General features: G+C 57.7%; 20 protein-coding genes. 10 read left to right on the top strand and 10 right to left on the bottom strand.

The annotated features are described in order from the left end of the window. Positions 1–139: 139 nt before the first annotated feature. The 4 genes from AU192_RS12075 to AU192_RS12065 all read left to right on the top strand — a co-directional run bounded on the left by AU192_RS12075 (position 140) and on the right by AU192_RS12065 (position 5422). Positions 140–1390 (top strand): polysaccharide biosynthesis protein, encoded by a 1251-nt coding sequence (locus AU192_RS12075; protein WP_064396392.1) that lies wholly within the window; start codon positions 140–142, stop codon positions 1388–1390. Positions 1391–2230: 840 nt separating this feature from the next. Then, entirely contained in the window at positions 2231–2575 is a 345-nt protein-coding gene (locus tag AU192_RS26125; RefSeq protein ID WP_278183962.1) for an acyltransferase, read from the top strand. After that, positions 2572–4158 (top strand): GMC oxidoreductase, encoded by a 1587-nt coding sequence (locus tag AU192_RS12070; protein WP_082694995.1) that lies wholly within the window; start codon positions 2572–2574, stop codon positions 4156–4158. The genes AU192_RS26125 and AU192_RS12070 overlap by 4 nt, the downstream gene beginning before the upstream one ends. Continuing rightward, complete coding sequence (locus AU192_RS12065; protein WP_278183961.1) at positions 4097–5422, top strand: DegT/DnrJ/EryC1/StrS family aminotransferase; 1326 nt, start codon at positions 4097–4099, stop codon at positions 5420–5422. The genes AU192_RS12070 and AU192_RS12065 overlap by 62 nt, the downstream gene beginning before the upstream one ends. Before the next feature lie 204 nt (positions 5423–5626). Here AU192_RS12065 and AU192_RS12060 read toward each other — a convergent pair whose 3' ends face one another. The 7 genes from AU192_RS12060 to AU192_RS12030 all read right to left on the bottom strand — a co-directional run bounded on the left by AU192_RS12060 (position 5627) and on the right by AU192_RS12030 (position 12710). Continuing rightward, complete coding sequence (locus AU192_RS12060) at positions 5627–6292, bottom strand: NeuD/PglB/VioB family sugar acetyltransferase (protein WP_064396387.1); 666 nt, start codon at positions 6290–6292, stop codon at positions 5627–5629. Positions 6293–6294: 2 nt separating this feature from the next. After that, positions 6295–7059, bottom strand: coding sequence for a phytanoyl-CoA dioxygenase family protein (locus AU192_RS12055; protein ID WP_064396385.1), 765 nt, complete (start codon positions 7057–7059; stop codon positions 6295–6297). Positions 7060–7067: 8 nt separating this feature from the next. Beyond that, positions 7068–7913: a class I SAM-dependent methyltransferase gene (locus AU192_RS12050; RefSeq protein ID WP_064396383.1), complete on the bottom strand. Its 846-nt coding sequence runs from the start codon at positions 7911–7913 to the stop codon at positions 7068–7070. Continuing rightward, positions 7910–8842 carry a glycosyltransferase family 2 protein gene (locus AU192_RS12045; protein WP_064396381.1) on the bottom strand — a complete coding sequence of 311 codons (933 nt, stop codon included), beginning with the start codon at positions 8840–8842 and terminating at the stop codon, positions 7910–7912. The genes AU192_RS12050 and AU192_RS12045 overlap by 4 nt, the downstream gene beginning before the upstream one ends. Positions 8843–8897: 55 nt before the next feature. Then, the gene (gene rffA, locus AU192_RS12040) at positions 8898–10064 is read right to left on the bottom strand and encodes a dTDP-4-amino-4,6-dideoxygalactose transaminase (protein ID WP_207544935.1); all 1167 of its coding nucleotides are present in this window, start codon (positions 10062–10064) and stop codon (positions 8898–8900) included. 106 nt (positions 10065–10170) lie between these two features. Next, positions 10171–10869, bottom strand: coding sequence for a WbqC family protein (locus AU192_RS12035; RefSeq protein WP_064396379.1), 699 nt, complete (start codon positions 10867–10869; stop codon positions 10171–10173). A gap of 305 nt (positions 10870–11174) precedes the next feature. Further along, positions 11175–12710: a glycosyltransferase family 87 protein gene (locus AU192_RS12030; protein WP_082694994.1), complete on the bottom strand. Its 1536-nt coding sequence runs from the start codon at positions 12708–12710 to the stop codon at positions 11175–11177. A gap of 435 nt (positions 12711–13145) precedes the next feature. On the opposite strand from AU192_RS12030, the gene gmd reads away from it, so the two are divergent. The 4 genes from gmd (at position 13146) to AU192_RS12010 (ending at position 16851) form a co-directional block, all read left to right on the top strand. Further along, a complete protein-coding gene (gene gmd / locus AU192_RS12025) occupies positions 13146–14168 on the top strand; it encodes a GDP-mannose 4,6-dehydratase (RefSeq protein WP_064396376.1) in 1023 nt (340 codons plus the stop codon). Continuing rightward, positions 14165–15139, top strand: a complete 975-nt coding sequence (locus AU192_RS12020; RefSeq protein WP_064396375.1) for a GDP-L-fucose synthase family protein — start codon at positions 14165–14167, stop codon at positions 15137–15139. The genes gmd and AU192_RS12020 overlap by 4 nt, the downstream gene beginning before the upstream one ends. Positions 15140–15195: 56 nt before the next feature. Beyond that, entirely contained in the window at positions 15196–15927 is a 732-nt protein-coding gene (locus AU192_RS12015; RefSeq protein ID WP_064396374.1) for an FkbM family methyltransferase, read from the top strand. Between the two features lie 117 nt (positions 15928–16044). After that, positions 16045–16851 carry a glycosyltransferase family 2 protein gene (locus tag AU192_RS12010; RefSeq protein WP_064396371.1) on the top strand — a complete coding sequence of 269 codons (807 nt, stop codon included), beginning with the start codon at positions 16045–16047 and terminating at the stop codon, positions 16849–16851. A 32-nt stretch (positions 16852–16883) separates the two neighbouring features. On the opposite strand, the gene AU192_RS12005 is transcribed toward AU192_RS12010, so the two are convergent. The 3 genes from AU192_RS12005 to AU192_RS11995 form a co-directional block, all read right to left on the bottom strand. Continuing rightward, entirely contained in the window at positions 16884–17579 is a 696-nt protein-coding gene (locus AU192_RS12005) for an ABC transporter permease (protein WP_064396420.1), read from the bottom strand. 95 nt (positions 17580–17674) lie between these two features. Further along, complete coding sequence (locus AU192_RS12000) at positions 17675–18418, bottom strand: ABC transporter permease (RefSeq protein ID WP_064396369.1); 744 nt, start codon at positions 18416–18418, stop codon at positions 17675–17677. Next, the gene (locus AU192_RS11995; protein WP_064396367.1) at positions 18415–19362 is read right to left on the bottom strand and encodes a daunorubicin/doxorubicin resistance ABC transporter ATP-binding protein DrrA; all 948 of its coding nucleotides are present in this window, start codon (positions 19360–19362) and stop codon (positions 18415–18417) included. Before AU192_RS11995 ends, AU192_RS12000 begins: the two co-directional genes overlap by 4 nt. A 535-nt stretch (positions 19363–19897) precedes the next feature. Here AU192_RS11995 and AU192_RS11990 point away from each other — a divergent pair. Together AU192_RS11990 and AU192_RS11985 are read left to right on the top strand one after the other, a co-directional pair. Continuing rightward, positions 19898–20161 carry a hypothetical protein gene (locus tag AU192_RS11990; RefSeq protein WP_064396366.1) on the top strand — a complete coding sequence of 88 codons (264 nt, stop codon included), beginning with the start codon at positions 19898–19900 and terminating at the stop codon, positions 20159–20161. 1124 nt (positions 20162–21285) lie between these two features. Beyond that, positions 21286–21516 (top strand): MbtH family protein, encoded by a 231-nt coding sequence (locus AU192_RS11985; protein WP_064396364.1) that lies wholly within the window; start codon positions 21286–21288, stop codon positions 21514–21516. The last annotated feature ends 25 nt before the right edge of the window (positions 21517–21541 follow it).

Here is a 21541-nt window from a genome sequence, read left to right as displayed (position 1 = left end):
CAGCACCTGCGAGTCGCGTATGACTATCTGATGAGCTATCCGTCGATAGCGTGCACTTTGAAATCCGTTGAGGGTCAGGGCGCGGTGGCGCACGTCTGCACGAAATGTGGGCCGGCGCCGCGCCTGCGTGCCGGCAAAGATGACTGACGTCGGGGGGACAGGGGCCTCCACCGGGCCAGTCGCGCGAGGCAGCGTCGCGCGGGTGGGCGGTTCGACGGTGTTGATGGTCGTTTGCGCATACGCAGTCATCTACCTGGCAGCCCGTGATCTTTCCCCTGATCGCTTTGCGGTATTCGGTGTGTTCTGGGGGGCTCTGGGTATGGTCACAGGCGCCACGAATGGTCTCCTTCAAGAGACGACACGAGAGGTCCGCTCGGCGCGATACGCCGAATTGGGTTCAGGTCCTCGTGTTTTCCCCTTATACGTAGCGACCGTGATCGGTGCGGTCGCCGCCGCAGTAATCGTGGTCACTTCGTCGGTATGGGGCGCCTTCGTATTCAGCGAGGCTGGTACTTTGTCAGTGGCGTTACTCAGCGTTGGATTGGCTGGATTCTGCGGGCAAGCGGCCGTGATGGGCGCGTTGGCGGCCCTCAACCGGTGGACTCAATACGGTGCACTGATGGTGACCGACGCCATTCTACGTGTATGTGTGGCTGTGACAGCAGTGGTGATGGGATGGGGTTTGGGCGGGTTCTTGTGGGCCATCACTGCCGGCGCTGGCGCCTGGCTCTTACTCCTGGTCGTATCACCTACGGTGCGTGCCGCCGCCCGGCAGCAGACTCCAGGGAGAATCGTCACGTTTCTGCGCGGCACCGCTCATTCGACTACCGCCGCCGGCGCCAGCGCCATTCTGGTTATGGGCTTTCCGGTTCTGCTCAAAGCGACCTCCAACGAGTTGGGGGCGACGGGTGGCGTAATCATCCTGGCGGTCACCTTGACTCGCGCGCCATTACTAGTCCCCCTCAGTGCGCTGCAGGGCAACCTGGTCGCCTATTTCGTCGACCAGCGCGCAGGAAGGCTCCGCGCATTGATCGTTCCTGCGCTGCTCATAGTCGCGATCGGCACCGTCGGGGTGCCTGCGGCAGGGCTTACCGGCCCCTGGTTGCTGCGCGTCGGATTCGGTCCCGACTACCACGTCAGCGGGGCATTGATGGGCTGGTTGGCGGCGGCGTCTGTGGTCCTCGCCATGCTGGCCCTCAGCGGTACCGCCGTGGTAGCGGCTTCACTCCACCGGGCATATTCATTAGGCTGGGTTGGCGCGACGGTGGCATCAACGTTTCTCTTGTTATTGCCCTTGCCATTGGAGACGCGCACCGTGGTCGCGCTTATGTGCGGCCCACTGTTAGGAATTGGCATCCATTTGGTAGCGCTCGGGCGAGCACCCGTATGAGGCAACCATTTTCACACCCACCCGCCCGCGCACTTACCGAAGTTGTCGCTACGCGTGCTCGTATCGAAAGGCGGCGCGTGAGTTGCGTACGCTTTCCGGATACGGCCGCTGCCGGGTTGCGTCTTCTTCGGGCGAGGTATGTCTCCCAGAATCGGCATCGCGACGGTTGACGGTACGTAACATCTCCGTCGTGCAGAAAACTATCGCGCTCTTCGACAGTTCGTTCGCACGAGCGATCTGCTACGGCGCGCGCATTGGCGAAACCCCAGCAACAGAGGTTGCCGCGCGGGGCGCGCGCACAGCGATGCCTGGCTATGCGGTCCCTTGCGCGCAGAAGCGCAACCCATTCGAGAAGAGCGTTACATCAAGGGGTGGAGTCGATTGCGGCAGCGCTCATTTCGATAGATGCCAACGCAAGATTACGGCCGTTCCCGAAGGTGTCCGAGTTACCTGGCACTGTCGTTCACTGCGCATGCCGGTTGGCATCACTAGGTCCGAGCTGTTGGCCGGTCCACCGTCTGCGCGTGCGGCATGGAAGCGTCGCTGGGAAATGTCGTGGCTTACGCTTTCCGCCTTGTATGGCGTCGGTCCGTTAGAAGTCGTCGAGTCCCGGTACCTCGGATCCATCCTCGCCTGCCGCTCGGTCGTAGCGACAGTCGCGATATGCCACCTCTCGGGCGCCGCCAGTCGCCGGAGGCCTTGAGCATGACTCCATCGCTTGCTTTCAAATTACTCTTCAGGCGGTTCTTTTGCCTTAAGCTGGCCAATCTTTGCCCATTCACGGCTGGGCGTATTTTCTTATACCGACTTATGGGCATACGAATTGGTGAAGATGTCTACATGGGCTTCGGTATCGAGCTCGAGACAAACTTTCCAGAACTCGTGAGAATTGGCAATCATGTCACAATCTCTCATCGCTGCATCATTTCTGCCCATATGGGCAGCCCTTCCGACACGCCTGTGAAACGTTCCTATCCGCTGAGCTCGAAGCCCGTAGTCATCGAGGATGGAGCCTGGATTTGCATCGGCGCAATAATTTTGCCCGGGGTCACGATCGGCCGAAACGCGGTAGTCGCGGCAGGAGCGGTGGTATCTCGAGACGTGGAGGCGGATTCCATGGTCGGCGGCATTCCCGCGCGGTTTATCAAGCGTCTTGAGTCCGCTAACCCGGAGGCCGGAGAATGACGACGGTTGGCATAGTAGGTTCGGGGCACACTGCGATTGCCGCTGCAAAAGTGCTCGTACAGCGCGGAGTTCGCCCCACCATCCTCGACGTCGGAGAGACACTCGACCTGGACCGACAAGCCGTCGTCGCGCGGATGAGCGCGCAACAGAAGACGGAGTGGGACGCCGAGGATTTAGCCGTGATCACCCACAACCCCACCGTCTCGCACGAAAAGGTGCTGCGCCTCGCGTTCGGATCGGCATATCCGTACGCCGGCACCAGGGAGAGCGCACCGCTCGATGTTGCCGAAGATGGGCCGAGCCCTTCGATGGCACGCGGTGGTTTCAGCACGATTTGGGGTGCCGCAATGCTGCCCGCCGCGTATTGTGATCTGAAGGCATGGCCATTCCCCTCAGGCGATCTCGATCCGTACTACGAGCTCGTCCTACGAGATCTGCCGTTCTCTGCAACGAAGGACAGACTAGCGGGCGAGTTCCCGTTGTATCGAGATGACACAGAACCGCTCGCCCCGTCTCCCATCGTGCGATCGTTTCTGCAGACGCTCGACCGCTCGCACTTCCTTCGAGGTCGCAACGATTTGGCCTACGGACAGGCGCGCGTCGCGGTTCGCGCACACGATGGTCCAGACGGCCGTGGGTGCGTTTACTGCGGGCGCTGCCTGTCGGGCTGTGTCTACGGATCAATCTATTCCGCTGAACAAGACCTTCAAAAGATGATTCAGCGTGGGGAAGTCGACTACCGGGCCGGCCGAACGGTACTTGAGTTTTCGGAGCGTGGCAACGATGTGGAAGTCGTCTGCGAAACCAAGGGAGGTCTCGAAAATATCCTAGTGAATCGTCTTTTCGTCGCGGCGGGGGCGCTGAATTCGACGCGTCTTGTGCTGGAATCGAAGCGGCTTTACGACCGACCGGCCGTCTTGAAGACGACTCAAGGCTTCGTAGTCCCGATGATCAATATTCGGGGCGCGCCGTTCGAGTGGCCAAACGCTAATACGCTCTCGGGAATCTTCTTCGAGTTCAAACTACCCTCGGTTTCAGACAATTGGGTTCACTCGCAGATCAGCCCGGCCAACGAGCTCATCTTGGCGAAGGTGGGTTACCAAGCAGGTACCGGTTTTCTCCAGTACATTCGGAAACTGGCGCTCGGGCGGCTCCTCGTTGCCCTCTGCAATTTCCACTCGGATCTCGCGGGATCCTACTCGCTGCGCCTACAGCGCGGTTCCGCCAGTAAGCGAAGTGTGCTTTCGATTGCGAATCAGCCGTCTTCGGACTTTGCAGATGTTATGAAATTGGGGTCGCGACGCCTTACACGGCTTCTATCTAGGGTCGGGGTATTTCCTGTCACCCCGTTGATGTACGGCGACCCCTTGAAGCCGATCGGCTGGCACTTCGGCGGTTCGCTGCCGATGACGCGCGACCCCAGAGACGAGATGCACACCGATGTATTCGGACGCCCCAAAGGGTGGCAGCGAATTCACGTCATCGACAGCAGCGTGTTTCCCTCCGTGCCAGCAACGACGATTGCCTTACTCGCCATGGCGAACGCAACTCGAATCGCTCAAACCGTTACACTCGAAGATTGAGGTCCTCTTGGCCATTCCCCGCACTATCGTTTATCACTCCCTATGGTTCGACGCGCGGAACTATTTCGGCTCATACCGGGGAAGCCGCATCGCCGGTCGTCATACGGCCGGAAAAGTCGCAGAGTTCGAATTGGCCTTCGCACGCTACATGGGTGTGAGCAGCGCCCGCGCGTTTCCGTTCGCGAGGACAGCGCTCTACTTTTCGTTGAAGGCTCAGAACTTCGAACCGGGCGACGAAGTAATCATGCCGCCCATCACGATCAAGCCGATGATGGATGTCGTGATCAGCCTCGGCCTGAGACCAGTTTTCGTCGACATCGAACTCGACACGCTTTGTTTCGATCCCGATGAAATGAAGAAGGCGATAACTTCCAGAACACGCGCGGTCCTCATCACTTATCTGTTCGGAGTGGCGCCCGACATGAGCCGGCTCGTGTCCGTGTGTCGCGAACACGACTTGTTCGTGGTCGAAGACTTCTCACATGCCCTAAACGCCTCATGGAACGGTAGGAAGCTCGGGACATTCGGAAACGTCGGCATCTATTCGTGCTCAAGGACTAAGACCCTAGACGCCTACGGCGGTGGACTGGCAATTACGGACGATGCTGTGCTCGCCCAGCATCTCGAAAAGGCTAAGGGCTCGCTGACCCCGACACCATCCAAGCGCCTCCGCGCGAAGATCGCTGAAACGTTCATCACTAACGTGGCTACACGCCGTCCAGTCTTTACCGCTGTTGTCGCACCGATGCTTTCGATCGTCGGAAAGATCAATCCAGAGAGGGAGAAGGCTCTCACGGGAGCGCGGCAAAACCTCAAACCTGACGCGGTGCTTCCCCAGGACTACTTCGAGCGATTCACCTCCGCACAGGCGGAAGCTGGATTAGCGATGCTAGAGAAGGTCGAAGAAGGGGATGCGAAACGAATATCCAATGCTGCGGAGCTTCGCCGATCCCTAAGGCCGCTGGGCGAACCGTGCGCACGAACTAGCAAGGAGGCACGGAACGTCTACTGGCAGTTCGTGGTGTTCGCCCCCGACCCAGGACGATTCCGGAGAATTCTCGCCCGCCGTGGAATCGACACAGGAACGACTAATCTTTCACTCGTTTGTGGCTTAGGAATCTACCCCGAGTACGAAAAGGAGTGCCCGAACGCCGAACGGCTGAAAAACAATGCCATGTACATTCCTGTCTACCCACGGATCGGCCAAAGAGACTTGGAGCGCGTCACAGAGGCTATTCGACTTGCTCTCCGGCAGTCGGCGTGATTTAAAGCGTCTTCAACAATGGGGACGCCTAGGCTTACAGGCATATTTCTCTTCTCCCGCTAGCGCGAGGTCGCCGCCGGGGCGCGCCCATTAATTCCTATGATCGCGGTGCCAGTTGCTGCAGCATTGTTGCGCCACTTATGGAGAATGCGGCCATGTCTCTAAATGACAACGTAGAAGTAATGAGTGGGCGAACGTAATCCGTCACTCTACGCAGACACCGTGAACTGGGTCGATTGTGCCGCGCTCTTTCGCTGGTACTCCCCAATATTGGCGCAGGCTATCAGTCGGACGGTGGATGAGAGCCTGCGCTCCAATCAGAGTCTCGTCCCCAACAGCGATGTCCTGCAAGACGGTTGCGGAGAAGCCAATGAAATTCGAATCGCCGATACGAACCCGACCACCTAGTGTGACATTTGCGGCAAAAAAATTATGGTCACCTATGACCGAATCGTGGCATATCGTCGTATTCGACCACAGGACGTTGTTATTGCCCAAGAAAACTCCCGGCTCCACGACGACCCCGGGGAAGATCATGTTATTCTCACCGATATGGGAAGTCTCCGACACATAGCTGGCAGGACTCACTAGATTGATACAGCTGTAGCCAGCCTGCTGGACATTCTCATAGACTTCTCGGCGCCGACGCATACTGCGATATCCAACCGCTATAAAGAAATCAGTATCTGCGGGATTGAAGCGTTGCCGCATATCGGGCCAAGAGACGACGGGAATGTCGTGGAACACGTCTTGCTTCTTGAAGCTGGCATCCACGACGAAGGCGGCGATATTGCGTCCGTGATCCTCGACGGCATATTGCCGAGCCATTCCCCCAAGTTCCCCCGCACCGAAGATCACAAGGTCATGCATCGCTATCCTTGGTTCGGCTTATAGAGTCGCTGCTCTGCCGGCAGGTAGAACTCCTCGAGCGAGGTCGGCATCCGCACGTTCATACCGATGAGCCGCTTGCCGTTCTCGCCAAGAGAATCGATGATCGACTGCGGCACTAACCGGGGAAAATCAAACCGCTGGCGCATATATGAGCGACACAAATTTATAGTCAAGCTATGTCGTGTCCTACGGGTCCTATTGATTCCTGCCGCGTGCACCAACCGCCCATGGAATACGACCATATCTCCCGCTTCGCAGAGCGCGCGACTAGCATTCTCAAAGAAAGTCTCCGCCTCAGGCACAGTCTCAAGGTGATGGGAGCCCTTCAAGTAATATGTAGCGCCATTGTCCTCGGTGAAATCATCGAGCGCCAGAATAATGCCAATGTTCGTAGTATAGCCTGGAATATGACGTGGTGAATCAACGTGCACACGACTGCCGTAATTGCCCTGCTGTGGGGGAAGGGAGGAGGACTGGTACGCGTAGATGATGCACGTATCACTTAGGACCGCGGGTAGGTAATCATTCAAGACTGGATTATCGAGCAATGCCGCCATTCGGCGTCCGCGCACCATACAGTTGTGCACCATACCTTTGTCGAAGACATCTGGGTAATTGACCGCATCTTCAGCGATTGCCGCTTCGAGCTCACTGCGCAAAAGAGCTACTTCCGCTTGCGAAACAGCTTGAGGTATAACGGCCAAACCGTCGCGTTCGAATGTTTCTAATATTGTTTCGTCAACCATTGTATAACCTATTTTGTAAGGATGAAGTTGAGGTATTTGAATAGAGGGGATGCGACGGGTAAGGCACTTGTAAGGTACAAGTGAATCTGATCGGCAAGCTCGAACGACTTTTCGTGCATTACCATGGCTTGCCCGAGGAACCAATTGTAGTCGATTCGGCATGCGCTGAAGCCGATACTGATCGCGAGGTCGTGCACCTCCTTCGCATCGAATCCCTTCTGCACGGCTTTGATCGGCTCGGCTTTATCAAGCATCGAGCCGTCGACTCCGAAGTTCTCGGCGTAATATTCGCCATTGTGGAGGGCGCCTTTGATCTCCCGTGTGACGATCTGGGGGAGGCCAGTTATGGCTGCACGCTTGGCCTGCTCCATCGCTTGGATGAAATCGCGATTTGGGTTGAGGCCAGCGAAGAATACTCCACCGGGCTTAAGTACGCGGTGAACTTCTTTCAAAAATAGATGTGCATCGAAGAGATGGTCCATAAAGGAGTAGGCTGTCGCGAAATCAAAATATTCGTCTGCGAACGGCGTGTGCTCCGCCATTGCCTCGTGCAAAAAAACGTTGCCGGTACTCAGGTCCACTTCTTTCATCATCGCCTGCGTAATATCTACTCCGTGTATTTCACCGAATCGATCTTTCATCAGATCGATCATGAATCCGGTACCGCAGCCGAAATCTATAGCCCTACTATCCACCGACTCGATATCTGCGGTGAGCGTCAGGATGAGATCACGAACCTTCGCGATGTTCTCTGGTCGAAAATGTGGGCTCTTTTGGTATTCACCGGTCTCGACTAAGACCGAGTGAACGTACCGATTCGCTTCGAGCGTTTCCTGATTGTCGTGCTGGCTCATGCGAGATTCTCCCAGTAGACGTTCTTGACGATGCTCTTTGGGCGCTGCTTTACTTCAGTATAGATCTTAGCGGTGTAGATACCGACGATACCCAGCGAGAATATGATCATGCCGCCTATGAAGAATAGTATCGCGACCAGCGATGCCCAACCGACAACGGAATATCCGAATAGAATCTTGCTGATAATTAGATATAGGATGATGAGGCAGGCGCTCACGACAAACATAACGCCAGTGTAGAACACCATCAGCAATGGCTTTGCGCTGAACGATGTAATTGCCTCCACCACCATCGTAAGCTTCCGTCGGAGCGTGTAGGTGGAGTGTCCGTCAAAGGTCTTTTCAGCGGGCACATAATGCTGATTGTAGCCAGCGTGCACCCAGATACCTGGAATAAATAGCTCACGTTCCTGGTAAGCGACGAGAGTATCGACATATGCTCGGCGCATCAGGCGAGATACTAATTCCTTATTTGAGATCTTGACATAGGATAAGGAATTGAACAGGTCATAGAACCACGAACTGGCGAGTCTTCGTGTAAGGCCACCTTGCTTCTTCGTTTGGATTTCGCCGATAACGACGTCTGCCTCAGGATGCGTTCGGAGGTAATTCCAGAATATTACGAGATTTTCGGGATCTTCTTCTAAATCTACATCGATCAGAAAGACGAAATCGCCTTTAGTGTGTTCGAGACCGGTCATCATCGCGCGATGATGACCGAAGTTGCGTGACAGCTCGACTATAACAATACGGCGATCCCTAGAAAGCAGCTTCTTAGCGGCCTCTAGCGAATCATCAGGCGAGCCGTCATTCACCAAGATAAGCTCGTAATTATCGGTTATAGTACTTGCTGCTTCCGTGATCCGCCGATAGAATTCTTCAAGGTACCGAGAAGATTGATAAAGTGTCGTGACGATTGAAAGTTTCATGCAAAAGAACTTCCCCTTGGAGGTGGCTCATTGCCATATGCGAAGGTCAAGACATCTATTGCCATGAGTTCCCTTCTCGGCCGCGTGTTTGATAGAAGTCCCACACAGCGCCTGCGACTTCCTCCACTTCATCGTTTGTGAGGTCAAAGTACAGCGGTAGTCTCAGCAGTCTTGCACTAAGGTCTTCCGTCCGTGGGAGATGAGTTTGAGGGACGCCGAGCATCCGGGCAAAGGGCGATGAATGGAGCGGTACGTAGTGAAATACAGCATGAATTCCTATTCCGCGAAGGTGCGCGATTAGCGCCGTACGCTCCTCGATGTCGGCGGTCAAGATATAAAACATATGATGGTTGGCATAGCAATGCGAAGGGATAACTGGTAGTCGTATGCATCCGCGCGCCTCTAAAGGAGCCAAGAGAGCGACATAGAGATTGAAGATTTCCCCTCGGCGTGCGGTTATCTTCTCCATGTTCTCTATCTGGCCAACTAGGAACGCGGCGAGCATATCGGAAGGCAAAAAGGAAGAGCCCATGTCGACCCAGGTGTATTTGTCGGTCTGCCCTCGTATGAATTGACTACGGTTAGTGCCCTTTTCCCGTATAATCTCAGCACGCTGTTCCATTGCGGCATTATTTATGACGAGGGCGCCACCCTCACCACACGAGAGATTCTTGGTTTCGTGGAAGCTATAACAACCAAGATGGCCGAGCGTGCCAAGCCAGCGATCCTTATAACGAGCGTGCACGCCCTGCGCCGCATCTTCGACCACCCATAGACGGTGGCGGTCAGCTATATCCATGATTGCGTCCATCTCACAGGCGACGCCAGCGTAGTGGACTGGGCAAATAGCCCGCGTGCGCGGCGTAATCGCACGTTCGATTAGTTCCTCATCGATGTTAAGCGTGTCGGATCTGATGTCGACGAACACCGGTCGGGCTCCGCGGAGTACGAACGCGTTGGCCGTAGATACGAAGGTGTAGGAGGGAACTATCACCTCGTCGCCGGGCTGCAAGTCGCAGAGAAGCGCGGCTAGCTCGAGCGCGGAGGTGCAGGATGTGGTGAGCAGGACCCGCTTCGCGTCAAATTCCGCTTCCAGCAGTGCTTGCGCGCGTTTCGTGAATGGACCGTCACCGCTGGCGTGTAGGCCCGCGACAGCTTCTCCGACGTAAGTCAACTCAGGCCCGACGATCGCCGGCTTGTTGAAGGGGATACGGATTGTCATCGGAGAGGCCTCATGGGTTCCCGGCCCGCCGTTTTGGATGCCTCAATTGGGTGCGCTAAGAAAGCCACATGAGGGTGGGAGAGTGAACGGTGATACCATTGCTGGTTCATTCCTCGTCTCCCCAGATGAATTGCGGAGCTTCGGGCCCAACCATCATCAACAAGTCAAGTATCGAGACCTGCGGGTCGAAAGGCGGATGCAACTGACTGTACGGACGATATGCGTAGTCCAAGTATTCAAGCGAAATCCCGGCTCCCGCGAGCTTGTCTTCCTCGAGGTAGTTCCGCGCAGAGGGACCGCTGATGTAATGCGTCGCCCCGACTTGCTGAAGAATCGAAATCAGGCGATCTGTCTTCGTCCCTTCAGCTTTCAACTGGGAGGAGCGGACGAACCGCTTGCCCGCAAGCCCCAGTAATCCCGCGATCTCGATCGTCGATTCGATCGTGAAGTCTGCTAAAAGTTCTGGATGCCGCCCATAGATCCTTTCGAGGATGCCGCGGTACGTCTCGAAGAACGGTGCTTTCGAGTAGGCTTGCCGGATCGTCGTCCAATGCGACTTCGTCCATTGGCGGTTCCAGTCGATGCGAATCGTATTGATTGCCGCGCCAGCTTCGACCGAACCCTTTTTCGCGACGGGGATCGTCAGCCATACGGAGCCGTTGGCGGTCTTTACGCGGTTGCGGTTTCGCCAGCCTCCGCGGTCGTATTGCACATCGTCATAAAACACGAACACGTCGGCCTTCTGGATCTGATGAAAGTAGCCGCGCCAAGGAATGTACGAGGGTTGAAGTATGACGCAATTCATCGCCCGATTGCACCTCCGCGGCTAGGACACCGAACTTCGCAGTCTTGCATGGAACTCATGCGCTGCCCTCGCTTCTCGCCGACCCGAACGCAGGCACGATCGCGGTTCCGCCCTCGGCACGAAGCCGTGGCAGGCACGCTGGCACTTCGAGACGATCTGCGCTTTCTACTAGACGGTGCCGGCGCAAGGTATCCGGCCGCTGGCATGATGACGCTCCAAGAATCCGGAGCGACCTGCGTGCCAGTCGTCCTGGGGAGGCAAACCTTCTTCATCAGTTGAACTGCGTCATAATCCATTACACGAAACTACGGCTGACCTTTTTCGGTCGTACCCGGTATCAGCATCGAATGACCGGAAGAAACGCTAACGTCGGTGTCGGTACTACTTTCGCGGCTCAGCACCTCTGCACCTTCATCTGATCGCGCGGGTTTCCGCGCGTATGAGACGAGGATCACCGCACAGGCGAGGAGCCATAAGAAGGGTGTTACCACTGTCGTCGTTATGAACACGACGGGCGTGGTGTCGATTACCCCTCTCTCGCCCAGCTGGCCGAAGATGGGTGCATTCACCACGGGACCCGGGACGGCAATCTGCGCAATGCTGAGAGCTGTAGCCAAACTGACGACGAGTCCAACCACCGGACGGCGACCACTCTCCAACGCAAGTTTGTCGAAGACGCCAGAGCCTCTGGGCCCGTTGGGATCTCGAACAATGATGGCAGCGATCGGGAGGACGAAGACCAGATAATAGTAGTAAGCCAGGGGTGGGAAGAGCGTGGCGGTAGCGAGCAACACAATTCCCGCCATAACCGGCGGGATCCGCCGTCCGAGCACGAGCACGGCACCGACGATGACGACCATCACGACATACCCGAACAGGGACCGTGGACCAGCAAGGAAGCCATCGGTCATCTTGCCGCCCGTCCGGATGAAGTCGAAGGTGTCCGGCAGCAGGGCGAACGCTCTGCCGAAAGAAACATTCCGCAAACTGACGAGATCCTGGAATGAACTGCCGGCGTGGAAGAGATTTTCGACCGACTGGGGAATTGTTCTTGGAAAGTCGCGAGGCCAAAGAAGGTAGGCGGCCACGTTCGAGACGACCACCCCGATGATCGCGAAGCTGCCAATTCGCCATTGCCGACTGGCGAACAGTGCGAAGACCAACACGAAGAACCACGGCTTCACCAAGGTGGCTAAGACGACCATGAGGGCCGCCAGGCGCCACTGCCTTCGGCGCAGCGCAATCAGGAACCCGAGCGCGGCAGGCACGATAAAACCGGCAGAGTTGCCTCGATCGATCACTGCCCATACTGGGATGGCGGCGACGCCCAACACCACGAAGATCACGATCCGCTCAAGTCCATATGCGCCTTTGGCAGCCCAGATCGCGGGCGCAATGACCGCCGCCGTTAGCGCGAGCAGGTATCCGAGGAGACCGAGTGTTGGCACGCCCAACATATGTGCGGGAAACCCGAACAACATATGCGGCAGCATTGCGGTCGCTGGGCCACCGGTAGCGTGTGGCTCATAATTGCCCCAAGGCAACGAAGTCTCGTACGACCAAGGATTGGGTTGTAGCCCTACGCCGACGATCATCGAGTAGTCACTGAAACAGTGCTGACCGATACCCATCCCCCAAGAGAGCCAGCAATCCTTGGAAACATTCAGAAGAGAAGCGACAACGTCGACCGCAAAAAGTTGGGTTAGCAAGTACGCAACCGCCGCCGAAATCGCGGATACGACCAAAACAGTGCCAAGCAGCAGGGTTCGCTCAGATTGGCTAGCAATTCGTTCCCGGATAGCGGCTGGGATACCCTGCAGCACCTTGAGCGGTCGATTCATCTGTCTAGCCCCCTAATTAACCCAGAGGTCAGCTGACCCCCCCGGTTTCCCTGGAGACGGTAGCAAAAACGAATGCGCTTTTCGTAGGAACTACAGCCTCTCCATTGGCATCCCCCGCTGCGTCCGTCAGGTTCGTTCCGGTCGGGTCTGCAGCGTGATGTGTCCGGAGTTGCCGATTCCGCCTATCTCACGGCAGGCGTTTGTGCGCTTGCCGACCATCCGCCCAGCGTCACAAGCACCGTATTGTGTTACGCGTGCGCGTGCTTCCGGCGGCCGGTTCGTGAGGCCGCTCGAGCTGTAGCTTATATCGACATAGCTGACTTCAGACCGACATCTACTATGAAGCAGTAGCAACCCGGGCGGTTACTTCAAGGGGCAAGCATCAGTCCTGGATGTCGTGCGGTCGGGGCGTGGGCCGATAGAAGCGGGGAGCCAGTGAAGCGAGCACTCATCACCGGAATCACCGGTCAGGACGGCTCTTATCTGGCCGAGCTCCTATTAAGCAAAGGATATGAAGTCCATGGGCTTATCCGGCGTGCTTCGACCTTCAACACCTCACGGATCGACCATCTCTACGTCGATCCCCATGAACCAGGTGCTCGGCTATTTCTGCATTATGGCGATCTCACTGATGGTTCTCGTCTAGTCACACTGCTCAGCACCATCGACCCTGATGAGGTTTACAACCTGGCGGCGCAATCGCATGTGCGCGTCAGTTTCGACGAACCCGTTCACACATGTGCTACGACAGCTATGGGATCGATGGCGCTCCTGGAGGCGGTGCGACTCTCGCGGGTGGACTGCCGATTCTATCAGGCGTCCTCCTCGGAGATGTTTGGCGCATCTCCGCCGCCTCAGAACGAGCAGACCCCGTTCTACCCTAGGTCACCTTATGGCGTCGCAAAGGTCTACTCTTATTGGGCGACACGGAATTACCGAGAAGCATACGACCTGTTCGCAGTCAATGGAATCCTGTTTAACCACGAATCCCCTCGGCGCGGCGAGACTTTCGTGACCCGAAAGATAACCCGGGCCGTTGCGCGTATCAAGGCAGGTCTCCAATCCGATGTTTACATGGGCAATCTCGATGCCGTGCGCGACTGGGGATACGCACCGGAGTATGTCAACGGAATGTGGCGGATGCTGCAGGCGGCCGAGCCGGACGACTACGTTCTTGCGACGGGACGTGGTTTCACGGTTCGGGACTTCGCCGAAGCGGCGTTCGAATACGCCGGGCTGGACTGGCAGAAGCACGTCAAGTTCGATGAGCGATATCTGCGGCCCACCGAGGTTGACTCGTTGATCGGCGACGCCACCAAGGCCAACAAGACACTGGGGTGGAGGGCCTCCATACACACTGCTGAATTGGCGCGGCTCATGGTGGATGCGGACATTGGGGCGTTGGAGTGCGAAGGCAGGCCATGGATCGACAAGCCTATGGTTGTCGACCGGACATGAGCACGACGGTGGAGACAGCAGCTGGTGTTCTTGACCGGTCGTCGTCCGTTTACATCGCGGGGCACCGTGGGCTCGTGGGGTCCGCCTTGTACCGGAAGTTTCGTGCCGAGGGATTCACCAACATTCTCGTACGGTCACACGATGAACTCGACCTGACGGATCGCACTGCAACATTCGACTTCGTCCTTGCCTCGAAACCTCATGTCGTCATTGACGCAGCCGCACGAGTCGGCGGCATCATGGCGAATAACACCTACCCGGCCGACTTCCTCTCGGAAAATCTGCAGATCCAGGTCAACCTGTTGGACGCCGCAGTCACTGCCAGGGTGCCGAGATTGCTCTTCCTCGGATCGTCGTGCATCTATCCGAAATTTGCCCCGCAGCCGATCAAGGAGAGTGCGCTACTCACCGGCCCCCTCGAGCCGACCAACGACGCATACGCCATCGCCAAGATCGCCGGAATCCTTCAAGTGCAAGCTGTCAGGCGCCAGTACGGCCTGTCATGGATCTCGGCCATGCCCACCAACCTGTATGGACCGGGTGACAACTTCTCGCGCGACGGCTCCCATCTTCTTCCAGCGCTCATCCGAAGGTACGAGGAGGCCAAAACTGACCGCGCGCCGTCAGTGACGAACTGGGGCACAGGAACGCCTCGTCGCGAACTCTTGCATGTTGACGATCTTGCGAGTGCGTGTCTCCATCTCCTTGAGCACTACGACGGTCCCGGACATGTCAACGTCGGGACAGGTGTGGACCACTCCATCAGCGAGATCGCCGACATGGTGGCCGGCGCCGTGGGATACCGCGGTGAAACCCATTGGGACTCAGGCAAACCGGACGGGACTCCCCGGAAGTTGTTGGACGTTTCGGTGCTGAAAGAGGCGGGGTGGCACCCGAAGACGTCACTGCGCGAAGGGATCGATGCAACAGTACGTTGGTATCGAGCAAACGCAAACGGGGTAAGAACGTGAACTCACAAATATCGCGTCGGTTGTCAGCTATCGATGGCCCTTGCTAGGGTTGCGCAGTGGAATTGTGGGACCGTGCTCGCTTCCTCGCGCGCGGTGCCGCGGTAGAGTTATCGCGCTCATATTCTGAGCGGCAGTGGAAGCGCCAATTCGCTGAACAACTGATTTCCCAGGAAGTTAACGTCGTTTTCGATGTCGGAGCCAACTCCGGACAGTATGCGATTGGCTTGCGCAAGGCGGGTTACAAGGGCCGGATTGTCTCGTTCGAACCTCTTTCTTCGCCGTTTTCGGTTCTTGAAGAACGTGCGTCCGGAGACCGGCTGTGGGAATGCCGAAAGTGGGCCCTCGGTGACACGGATGGCACTATCACGATAAATGTCGCAGGCAATGCTGCACAAAGCAGCTCAGCGCTGCCTATGCTGCAGAGACATCAGGATGCGTACCCACCCGCGAACTATGTCGGCATGGAAGAGGCGCCAATTCGTCGACTCGACACAATAGCGCCGGAACTCATGCATGGGGCCGAAAACGCCTTCCTCAAGATCGACGTTCAGGGCTTCGAGAAACACGTGCTGGCCGGCGGTAAATCGATGATCAATGATCGGTGCGTCGGTATGCAACTGGAGTTGTCGTTTGTGCCTCTTTACGAAGGCGCCATGCTGATCCCCGAAACGCTCGACCTAGTGTATTCCGCTGGCTTCAAATTGATGGGATTGCTGCCATGTTTTGTCGATCCGCGGAACGGTCAGATGTTACAGGCCGATGGCATCTTCTTTCGCGAGTGGAACTGACGCAATCGCTGATCTTGGGTTGCACTCGTCCAGTCGCCAGCGCGCTGGAGAGAAGCGCCAAAAGTGTGGCGGTTGGAACGGTACGTGTCATCGACCGCTGCTAACGTGACTAGCGCCATGACGACGCCAATGTTTTCGATCATCGTGCCCACGCTGAACGCGGCCGGGGTGGTGCATAACTGCATCGACAGCCTGAGTCGCCAGACGAACAGGAACTTCGAACTGGTTCTAGTCGACGGCGGTTCGACGGACGGAACTCGTGACATCGCAAACAATTTCGCGGCTCAGCTCGGCGAGCGTCTAGTGGTCCACTGCGGCTCCGATCGAGGGGTGTATGACGCGATGAACCGGGGCGTCAGTTCGGCCAAGGGGGAGTGGTTGCTGTTCCTAGGAGCCGACGACACCCTTTACGAAGACGACACCTTGGCTCGCGTGGCGTCTTTCATCACCGAGCACGATCCGAGCGACTTGGTCTACGGGGACGTGATCATGCGCTCCACGGGAGCTCGTCATGGCGGTGAATTCGACCTAGACCGTCTCCTATTCGAGACGAATATGTGCCACCAATCAATCTTCTACCGCCGCAAGCTCTTCGAGGGTATCGGCCCCTATAACTTGCGATATCCGATCTGGGCCGATTGGGATTTCAATATCCGGTGCTTCTCTAACCCGGCGCTTGCTACCCGGTACATGGATATCGTGGTGGCCGAGTACAACGACACAAACGGCCTCAGTATGAGGACAGGCACGGACAAGGAATTCAGAAAGCGGTTGCCTATGTACTTCTGGGTGGGCGCCATGGAGACCGGCGGCAGGATGCTGGCGTTCTTCCGTCAGAAGGAGAACCGACAGTTGGCGATGCGTGCGTGGGTCACGCGTTACAAGGCGGCGTCGAAAGCCCGGGCACAAGAGGCGACACGATAGACGTCGCCCGTCAGGGTTCTGGGTCCGGATACCTATGAGGTACCAGACTCGGCGGCGAGCCGAAATCCTCGGACGGCCAAAGGGATAAAGAGCGCAAGAAGCACGACCGCCCACACGAGGGTCATGGTCAGAGGCCAGGCGAGCGGTCCTCCAAGGGCAAGTGATCGCATCGCCTCGACAGGGGGCGACATGGGTTGCATTCGGACAAATGGCTGGACCCAGTCCGGAAACGTTTCGATCGGGGTGAATCCGGGATTGATAAACGCCAGCGCGACGGTGGCACTGACCAGCCAAGTCATGAGCTGGCGGCCGTTCCTCCGGCTCGCCAGCGCTAACACCAGTGCGGTGAATCCGATCACCACGATCGACGGAATCAGCACGAAGATCAGTGCGGCACCCCAACCGTGGGTGAACCGCAGACCCATGATCAACCCCAGACCGGTGATCAATATCGTGCCGATCAGGGCTCGGACCGCCTCTGCGAAGAACCGACCGGTCAGCGGACTCACACGGTGGATCGGGAGCACGTAAATCCTGCCGAGCAGACCTGCCTCGCGATCCAACGCGATGCTGGCGGCGTTACCGAGGGAGCCGAAAAGTGCTGAGAGAACGGCACAAATCGGTACCAGACCGTAAACGCTGCGGGTGCCGGTGAGCCGCTGGACGCTATCGCCGAGCACCACCTCGTAGAGGACGAGCAGACCGATAGGAACGAGCAACGAACCCAACAGCACTGCTCGCTCACGGCGCCACCTGATGAGAAGGCGGCCGGCGTGTAGCCAGGTCTCCGTCACCAGTGAGCCTTCGGTTTTCCGCTGCACCGCTACGGGTCCCGCCGTTGCATTCGTACGGTGATCGCGCCGAAGACCAGCGCCATGCCCACACACCACGCCAGGCTGACGGCGACGTTGTCGAGCGCCACATTTCCGCTTGCGAGGCCGCGAAGTGTTTCGGCAACCTGCGACACCGGCTGGTTGCGCACCCACGGCTGTAGCCATTCAGGGAAAGTTTCCTCGGGCGCGATCCCAGTGGAGAGCAGGAAGAGAAGGAGCGAGAAGACGAGCAGGACATAGCTGGCGCCGTAGACGCTGCGGGACCTCGATCCAAGTGCGTCCGCCCCCAACCCGACGGCTAAGCACAGCAAGAGCGAGAACAGTACGAAGCCAGCGACGGCGACCGGCCCGCCTGTGATCCGGAATCCGATGACGAAGCCGGCAGCGATCGCCACCGTGAGCACACCTACCGCTCGGACAAGAGTGGCGGTCATGCGGGCGGTCACGGGCGCTGCCGCTGCAACCGGCAACGTCTGCAACCGTCGACCGAACCCGCACAGCCGATCCCGTACGGCGCGGTCCGCGGCGACCAGCCCGACATAGATCATCGACTGGACGATCACCGCGGGCACGAGGTATTGCGAATAGCTTATTTCGCCGGTGTCGATCAAGCCTTGCAACGCCACGCTAAAGCCTGCGAGATATGCTATGGGACTTACGAGTTCGAAGACCAGTTCGCCATCTCGGGCTGCGGAGATCAACGACCGTTCGGTGAGTGCGGCCAAGGCGCTCACGGTCGGGCCACGGTCTGTGAGGTGAGGTGGAGAAATACCTCGTCCAACGATGGCTTGCGCAACGAGATATCGGCAAGCTCGATCCCGAGCGCGTCAACCCGGCGGAATACCCGCGTCAGCGTGGCTATGCCGTCGGGCGCAAACACTGACACCGAGTTCGTTTCGTCATCGATCTCGACACGATCGAGGTCGCCCAGCGCCGCTGCGACCTTGGGCAGGTCGGCAGGATCGGCAGGAGTCACCTCGCAGTAACTGGTACCCACGCGGCGCTTCAGGTCCTCGGCGGTTCCGTTGGCGATCACCTTGCCGTGGTCGATCACGACGATCGAGTCGCTCAACACGTCTGCTTCTTCCAGATACTGCGTCGTCAGCAGTACAGTCGCCCCTTGCGCCGACAGGGAATTCACCAGCGCCCACACCTCGCGTCGGCTACGCGGGTCCAGGCCGGCGGTCGGCTCGTCGAGGAAGAGTACCTGCGGCAGCACCATCAGCGCGGCGGCGAGATCGACGCGCCGCTGCATACCGCCCGAATAGGTTGCTATGCCGCGGTTAGCGGCGTCTACCAGGTCGAACTGCTCGATCAGCTCGTCGGCGCGGGCCTTCGCCTGGCGGCGGCGTAGCCCTCGGAGCCTGCCGAACAACACCAAGTTCTCTCGACCGGTGAGCAGGGGGTCGAGGGCGGTGAACTGACCGGTCGTCGCGATACTGGCCCGCACTTGGGCTGGTTGATCCGTGATGTCGTATCCGGCGACCCGGGCACTGCCCGAACTCGGCCTGATCAACGTCGAGAGGATGTTGATCGTGGTCGTTTTCCCGGCACCGTTGTGGCCGAGCAGACCACATACAGTCCCGGTCGGAACCGAGAAACTCACACCGTCCAGCGCACGTGTGCTTCGTCCGAATGTCTTCGCGACGCCGACAACCTCGATTGCCAGTGCGCTCACAGCGGTGAGTATTCCACGCTGCGGGCGACGGATTTGCCATTTGCACCTAGAGAAGGTTGCTCTCGGGCCGTAAACCCACCGGTGGGTTGCTGTCTCCCCGAACGTTCGGATATCGAACGCCACCGGAACGCGTCATGATGCCGATCGATGGGACGCCTCCTTGAGAATGCATGGAGATGCACACATTGCGGACTACTGTAAATCGTTGCGGTGCAGCGGTAGTGACCTGCCCTATTGACGGCGACTGCCCTTCCGGCTGCATGCGAGAATGTTCGCCCACCGCCACGATTTCACAGCCATGTTGTTTGATGCCGTCTATGCCGACGGTCTCGCCCTGCCGCGGAGTTGAAGTCTCTGGAACTGGCTACTCCGCAAGATTGCACCACGTTTGCTTGATGCTCCGAATCTCGGGTGGCTATAGCCTTTGTGCCTCCCAAACCCATTGCACTGCAGCGGATCTACTGTTTGAGGGCCGGTATCGGGGAGATCGTTGTTGTTATCTGCGTGCGTCGCACCTGCGGGTATAGTCGCCGGTATGAATGTGATCCAGGCCATCGAGCGTGGCCTGAAATGGTTGTCGACCCCCAGATACATCCCAGGTCGCTTGGAGATGCAGACCCAACGCGGTAAGCGCTTGGAGATGGAAGTCGTGTCTTTCGCGATCCGCATACCGATCCCGGGGGGCGCCGTTGTGAGTATTCCGGTGTTCTTCACAATCATGCCGGCGGGGTCTTCGCCTATTGAAGGCTCACAGGTTCGCTCAGAAGTGGAAAAGAATCAAGAAGGGCGTGAGTCGTAAAGACATCGACCATTGTCACGCAGTCAAGATCAATTGGATAATATTTTGAGACCGAAATGGTTACAGCGCTCAAATTGATAACAATTAATACCCAGGACTGCGTACATAGACTCACAGGCTTCTTCCGCGTTTCCCGGAGCGGTTCGAGGGGCTCAGCTCGCGGGACCGTCATACGTATTTGCGGGAGCCCGCGCTCCAGCCTTGCCGAGATTTCGCTGACGGATGACCCCCTGAGTCGCTAGCTGCGGTAACCCGCGTTCGATGGTCGCCAACCAACGCGGTAGGCAAGAACGGCGTTCTGCAAATCGGATTCCGTCTTCTTCGCCGGACGCGCAGCCTTCGGAAACTCCCTGTGGCAGCCAAAGGGCTCTGCCGCAGCGTCCGCGGTGGTGCATTCGCCCCGCGCGCCTGACCGCCGGCGCGATACATACGCCTGAATCGTCCCAGCGGTCGTATGCCTGCGCGGAGCGTGAACATCGAATCAAGATCACCGCAGGTAGTTCCGTACGCTTCCGGCTGCTGCCTGAACTTCAAGACGCCGGCTCAGATTCGTTGGCTCCCCACGAGGGTATTTGCAGGGCGGCCGTGTGCCGTTGCTGAACTTGTTCCCGTGTGATGCTCGTCGAGCCTTGCGGCCGCGTGGTGGCGGCAGTGTACGTGACATCGGCAAGACTTTGGATGTAGCAAACATGCTCTGAGGTTTGGAAGCCGTGTCTGAACAGATCAAACGGTGGTCCAAACGGTTTCCAGCGATTCTGCGGGGCGATAGCTGCCATACAGCCTCTAGAAGCCCCCAAAATTTTGCACGCTCGTTTGCTGCGACTGCCGACTTCTGGGGCAGTTTTTAAGATGTTTGCTTTACGGATACTTAGCGAGCTCACAGATTTCCCATAAGCTGTGGTTGCTCGCAACCTGTCAAGATCAGAGGAATCAAGGCTTGAACAGGACAAAGAGGAAGCGCTATTAACGCGACAGTTAATTTAGAAGATCAGCTACCTAAAATTTGCTGGAGATGGTCGCGTTGGAAACCTCTAGGTAACGATTTGCCCGCCTCTACAGCAGGCGGTAACTTTGCGATAGGCTCGCCAATGGTTTGCGGTGTCTGATGACTAGCCTGGAGAGACGTGAGCATCAATCCGTTCGATGACGACAAGGGTACCTTCTTCGTTCTGGTCAATGACGAGGAGCAGCACAGCCTTTGGCCCAGCTTTGCCGAAGTGCCGGCCGGATGGCGGGTTGTATATGGCGAAGCGGACCGGGCCGCGTGCCTTGAGTATGTAGAAGAGCACTGGCCAGACATCAGGCCGAAGAGCCTGCGCGAGAGGTTGGCGCAGGGTGGGGCTCTCGACGGCTGACCGGCTTTGTTGGGGGAAGTCGACT

The organism is Mycobacterium lehmannii (assembly GCF_001499925.1).
GTDB classification, from domain to species: domain Bacteria; phylum Actinomycetota; class Actinomycetes; order Mycobacteriales; family Mycobacteriaceae; genus Mycobacterium; species Mycobacterium lehmannii.
This window is presented reverse-complemented; position numbering and strand designations above follow the sequence as displayed.

Excerpts from the sequence above, each read along its gene's own strand:
- AU192_RS12075 (WP_064396392.1), top strand. The coding sequence starts at position 140 with ATGACTGACGTCGGGGGGACAGGGGCCTCCACCGGGCCAGTCGCGCGA.
- AU192_RS26125 (WP_278183962.1), top strand. The coding sequence starts at position 2,231 with ATGGGCTTCGGTATCGAGCTCGAGACAAACTTTCCAGAACTCGTGAGA.
- AU192_RS12070 (WP_082694995.1), top strand. The coding sequence starts at position 2,572 with ATGACGACGGTTGGCATAGTAGGTTCGGGGCACACTGCGATTGCCGCT.
- AU192_RS12060 (WP_064396387.1), bottom strand. The coding sequence starts at position 6,292 with ATGCATGACCTTGTGATCTTCGGTGCGGGGGAACTTGGGGGAATGGCT.
- AU192_RS12055 (WP_064396385.1), bottom strand. The coding sequence starts at position 7,059 with ATGGTTGACGAAACAATATTAGAAACATTCGAACGCGACGGTTTGGCC.
- AU192_RS12050 (WP_064396383.1), bottom strand. The coding sequence starts at position 7,913 with ATGAGCCAGCACGACAATCAGGAAACGCTCGAAGCGAATCGGTACGTT.
- AU192_RS12045 (WP_064396381.1), bottom strand. The coding sequence starts at position 8,842 with ATGAAACTTTCAATCGTCACGACACTTTATCAATCTTCTCGGTACCTT.
- rffA (WP_207544935.1), bottom strand. The coding sequence starts at position 10,064 with ATGACAATCCGTATCCCCTTCAACAAGCCGGCGATCGTCGGGCCTGAG.
- AU192_RS12035 (WP_064396379.1), bottom strand. The coding sequence starts at position 10,869 with ATGAATTGCGTCATACTTCAACCCTCGTACATTCCTTGGCGCGGCTAC.
- AU192_RS12030 (WP_082694994.1), bottom strand. The coding sequence starts at position 12,710 with ATGAATCGACCGCTCAAGGTGCTGCAGGGTATCCCAGCCGCTATCCGG.
- AU192_RS12020 (WP_064396375.1), top strand. The coding sequence starts at position 14,165 with ATGAGCACGACGGTGGAGACAGCAGCTGGTGTTCTTGACCGGTCGTCG.
- AU192_RS12010 (WP_064396371.1), top strand. The coding sequence starts at position 16,045 with ATGACGACGCCAATGTTTTCGATCATCGTGCCCACGCTGAACGCGGCC.
- AU192_RS11990 (WP_064396366.1), top strand. The coding sequence starts at position 19,898 with ATGAATGTGATCCAGGCCATCGAGCGTGGCCTGAAATGGTTGTCGACC.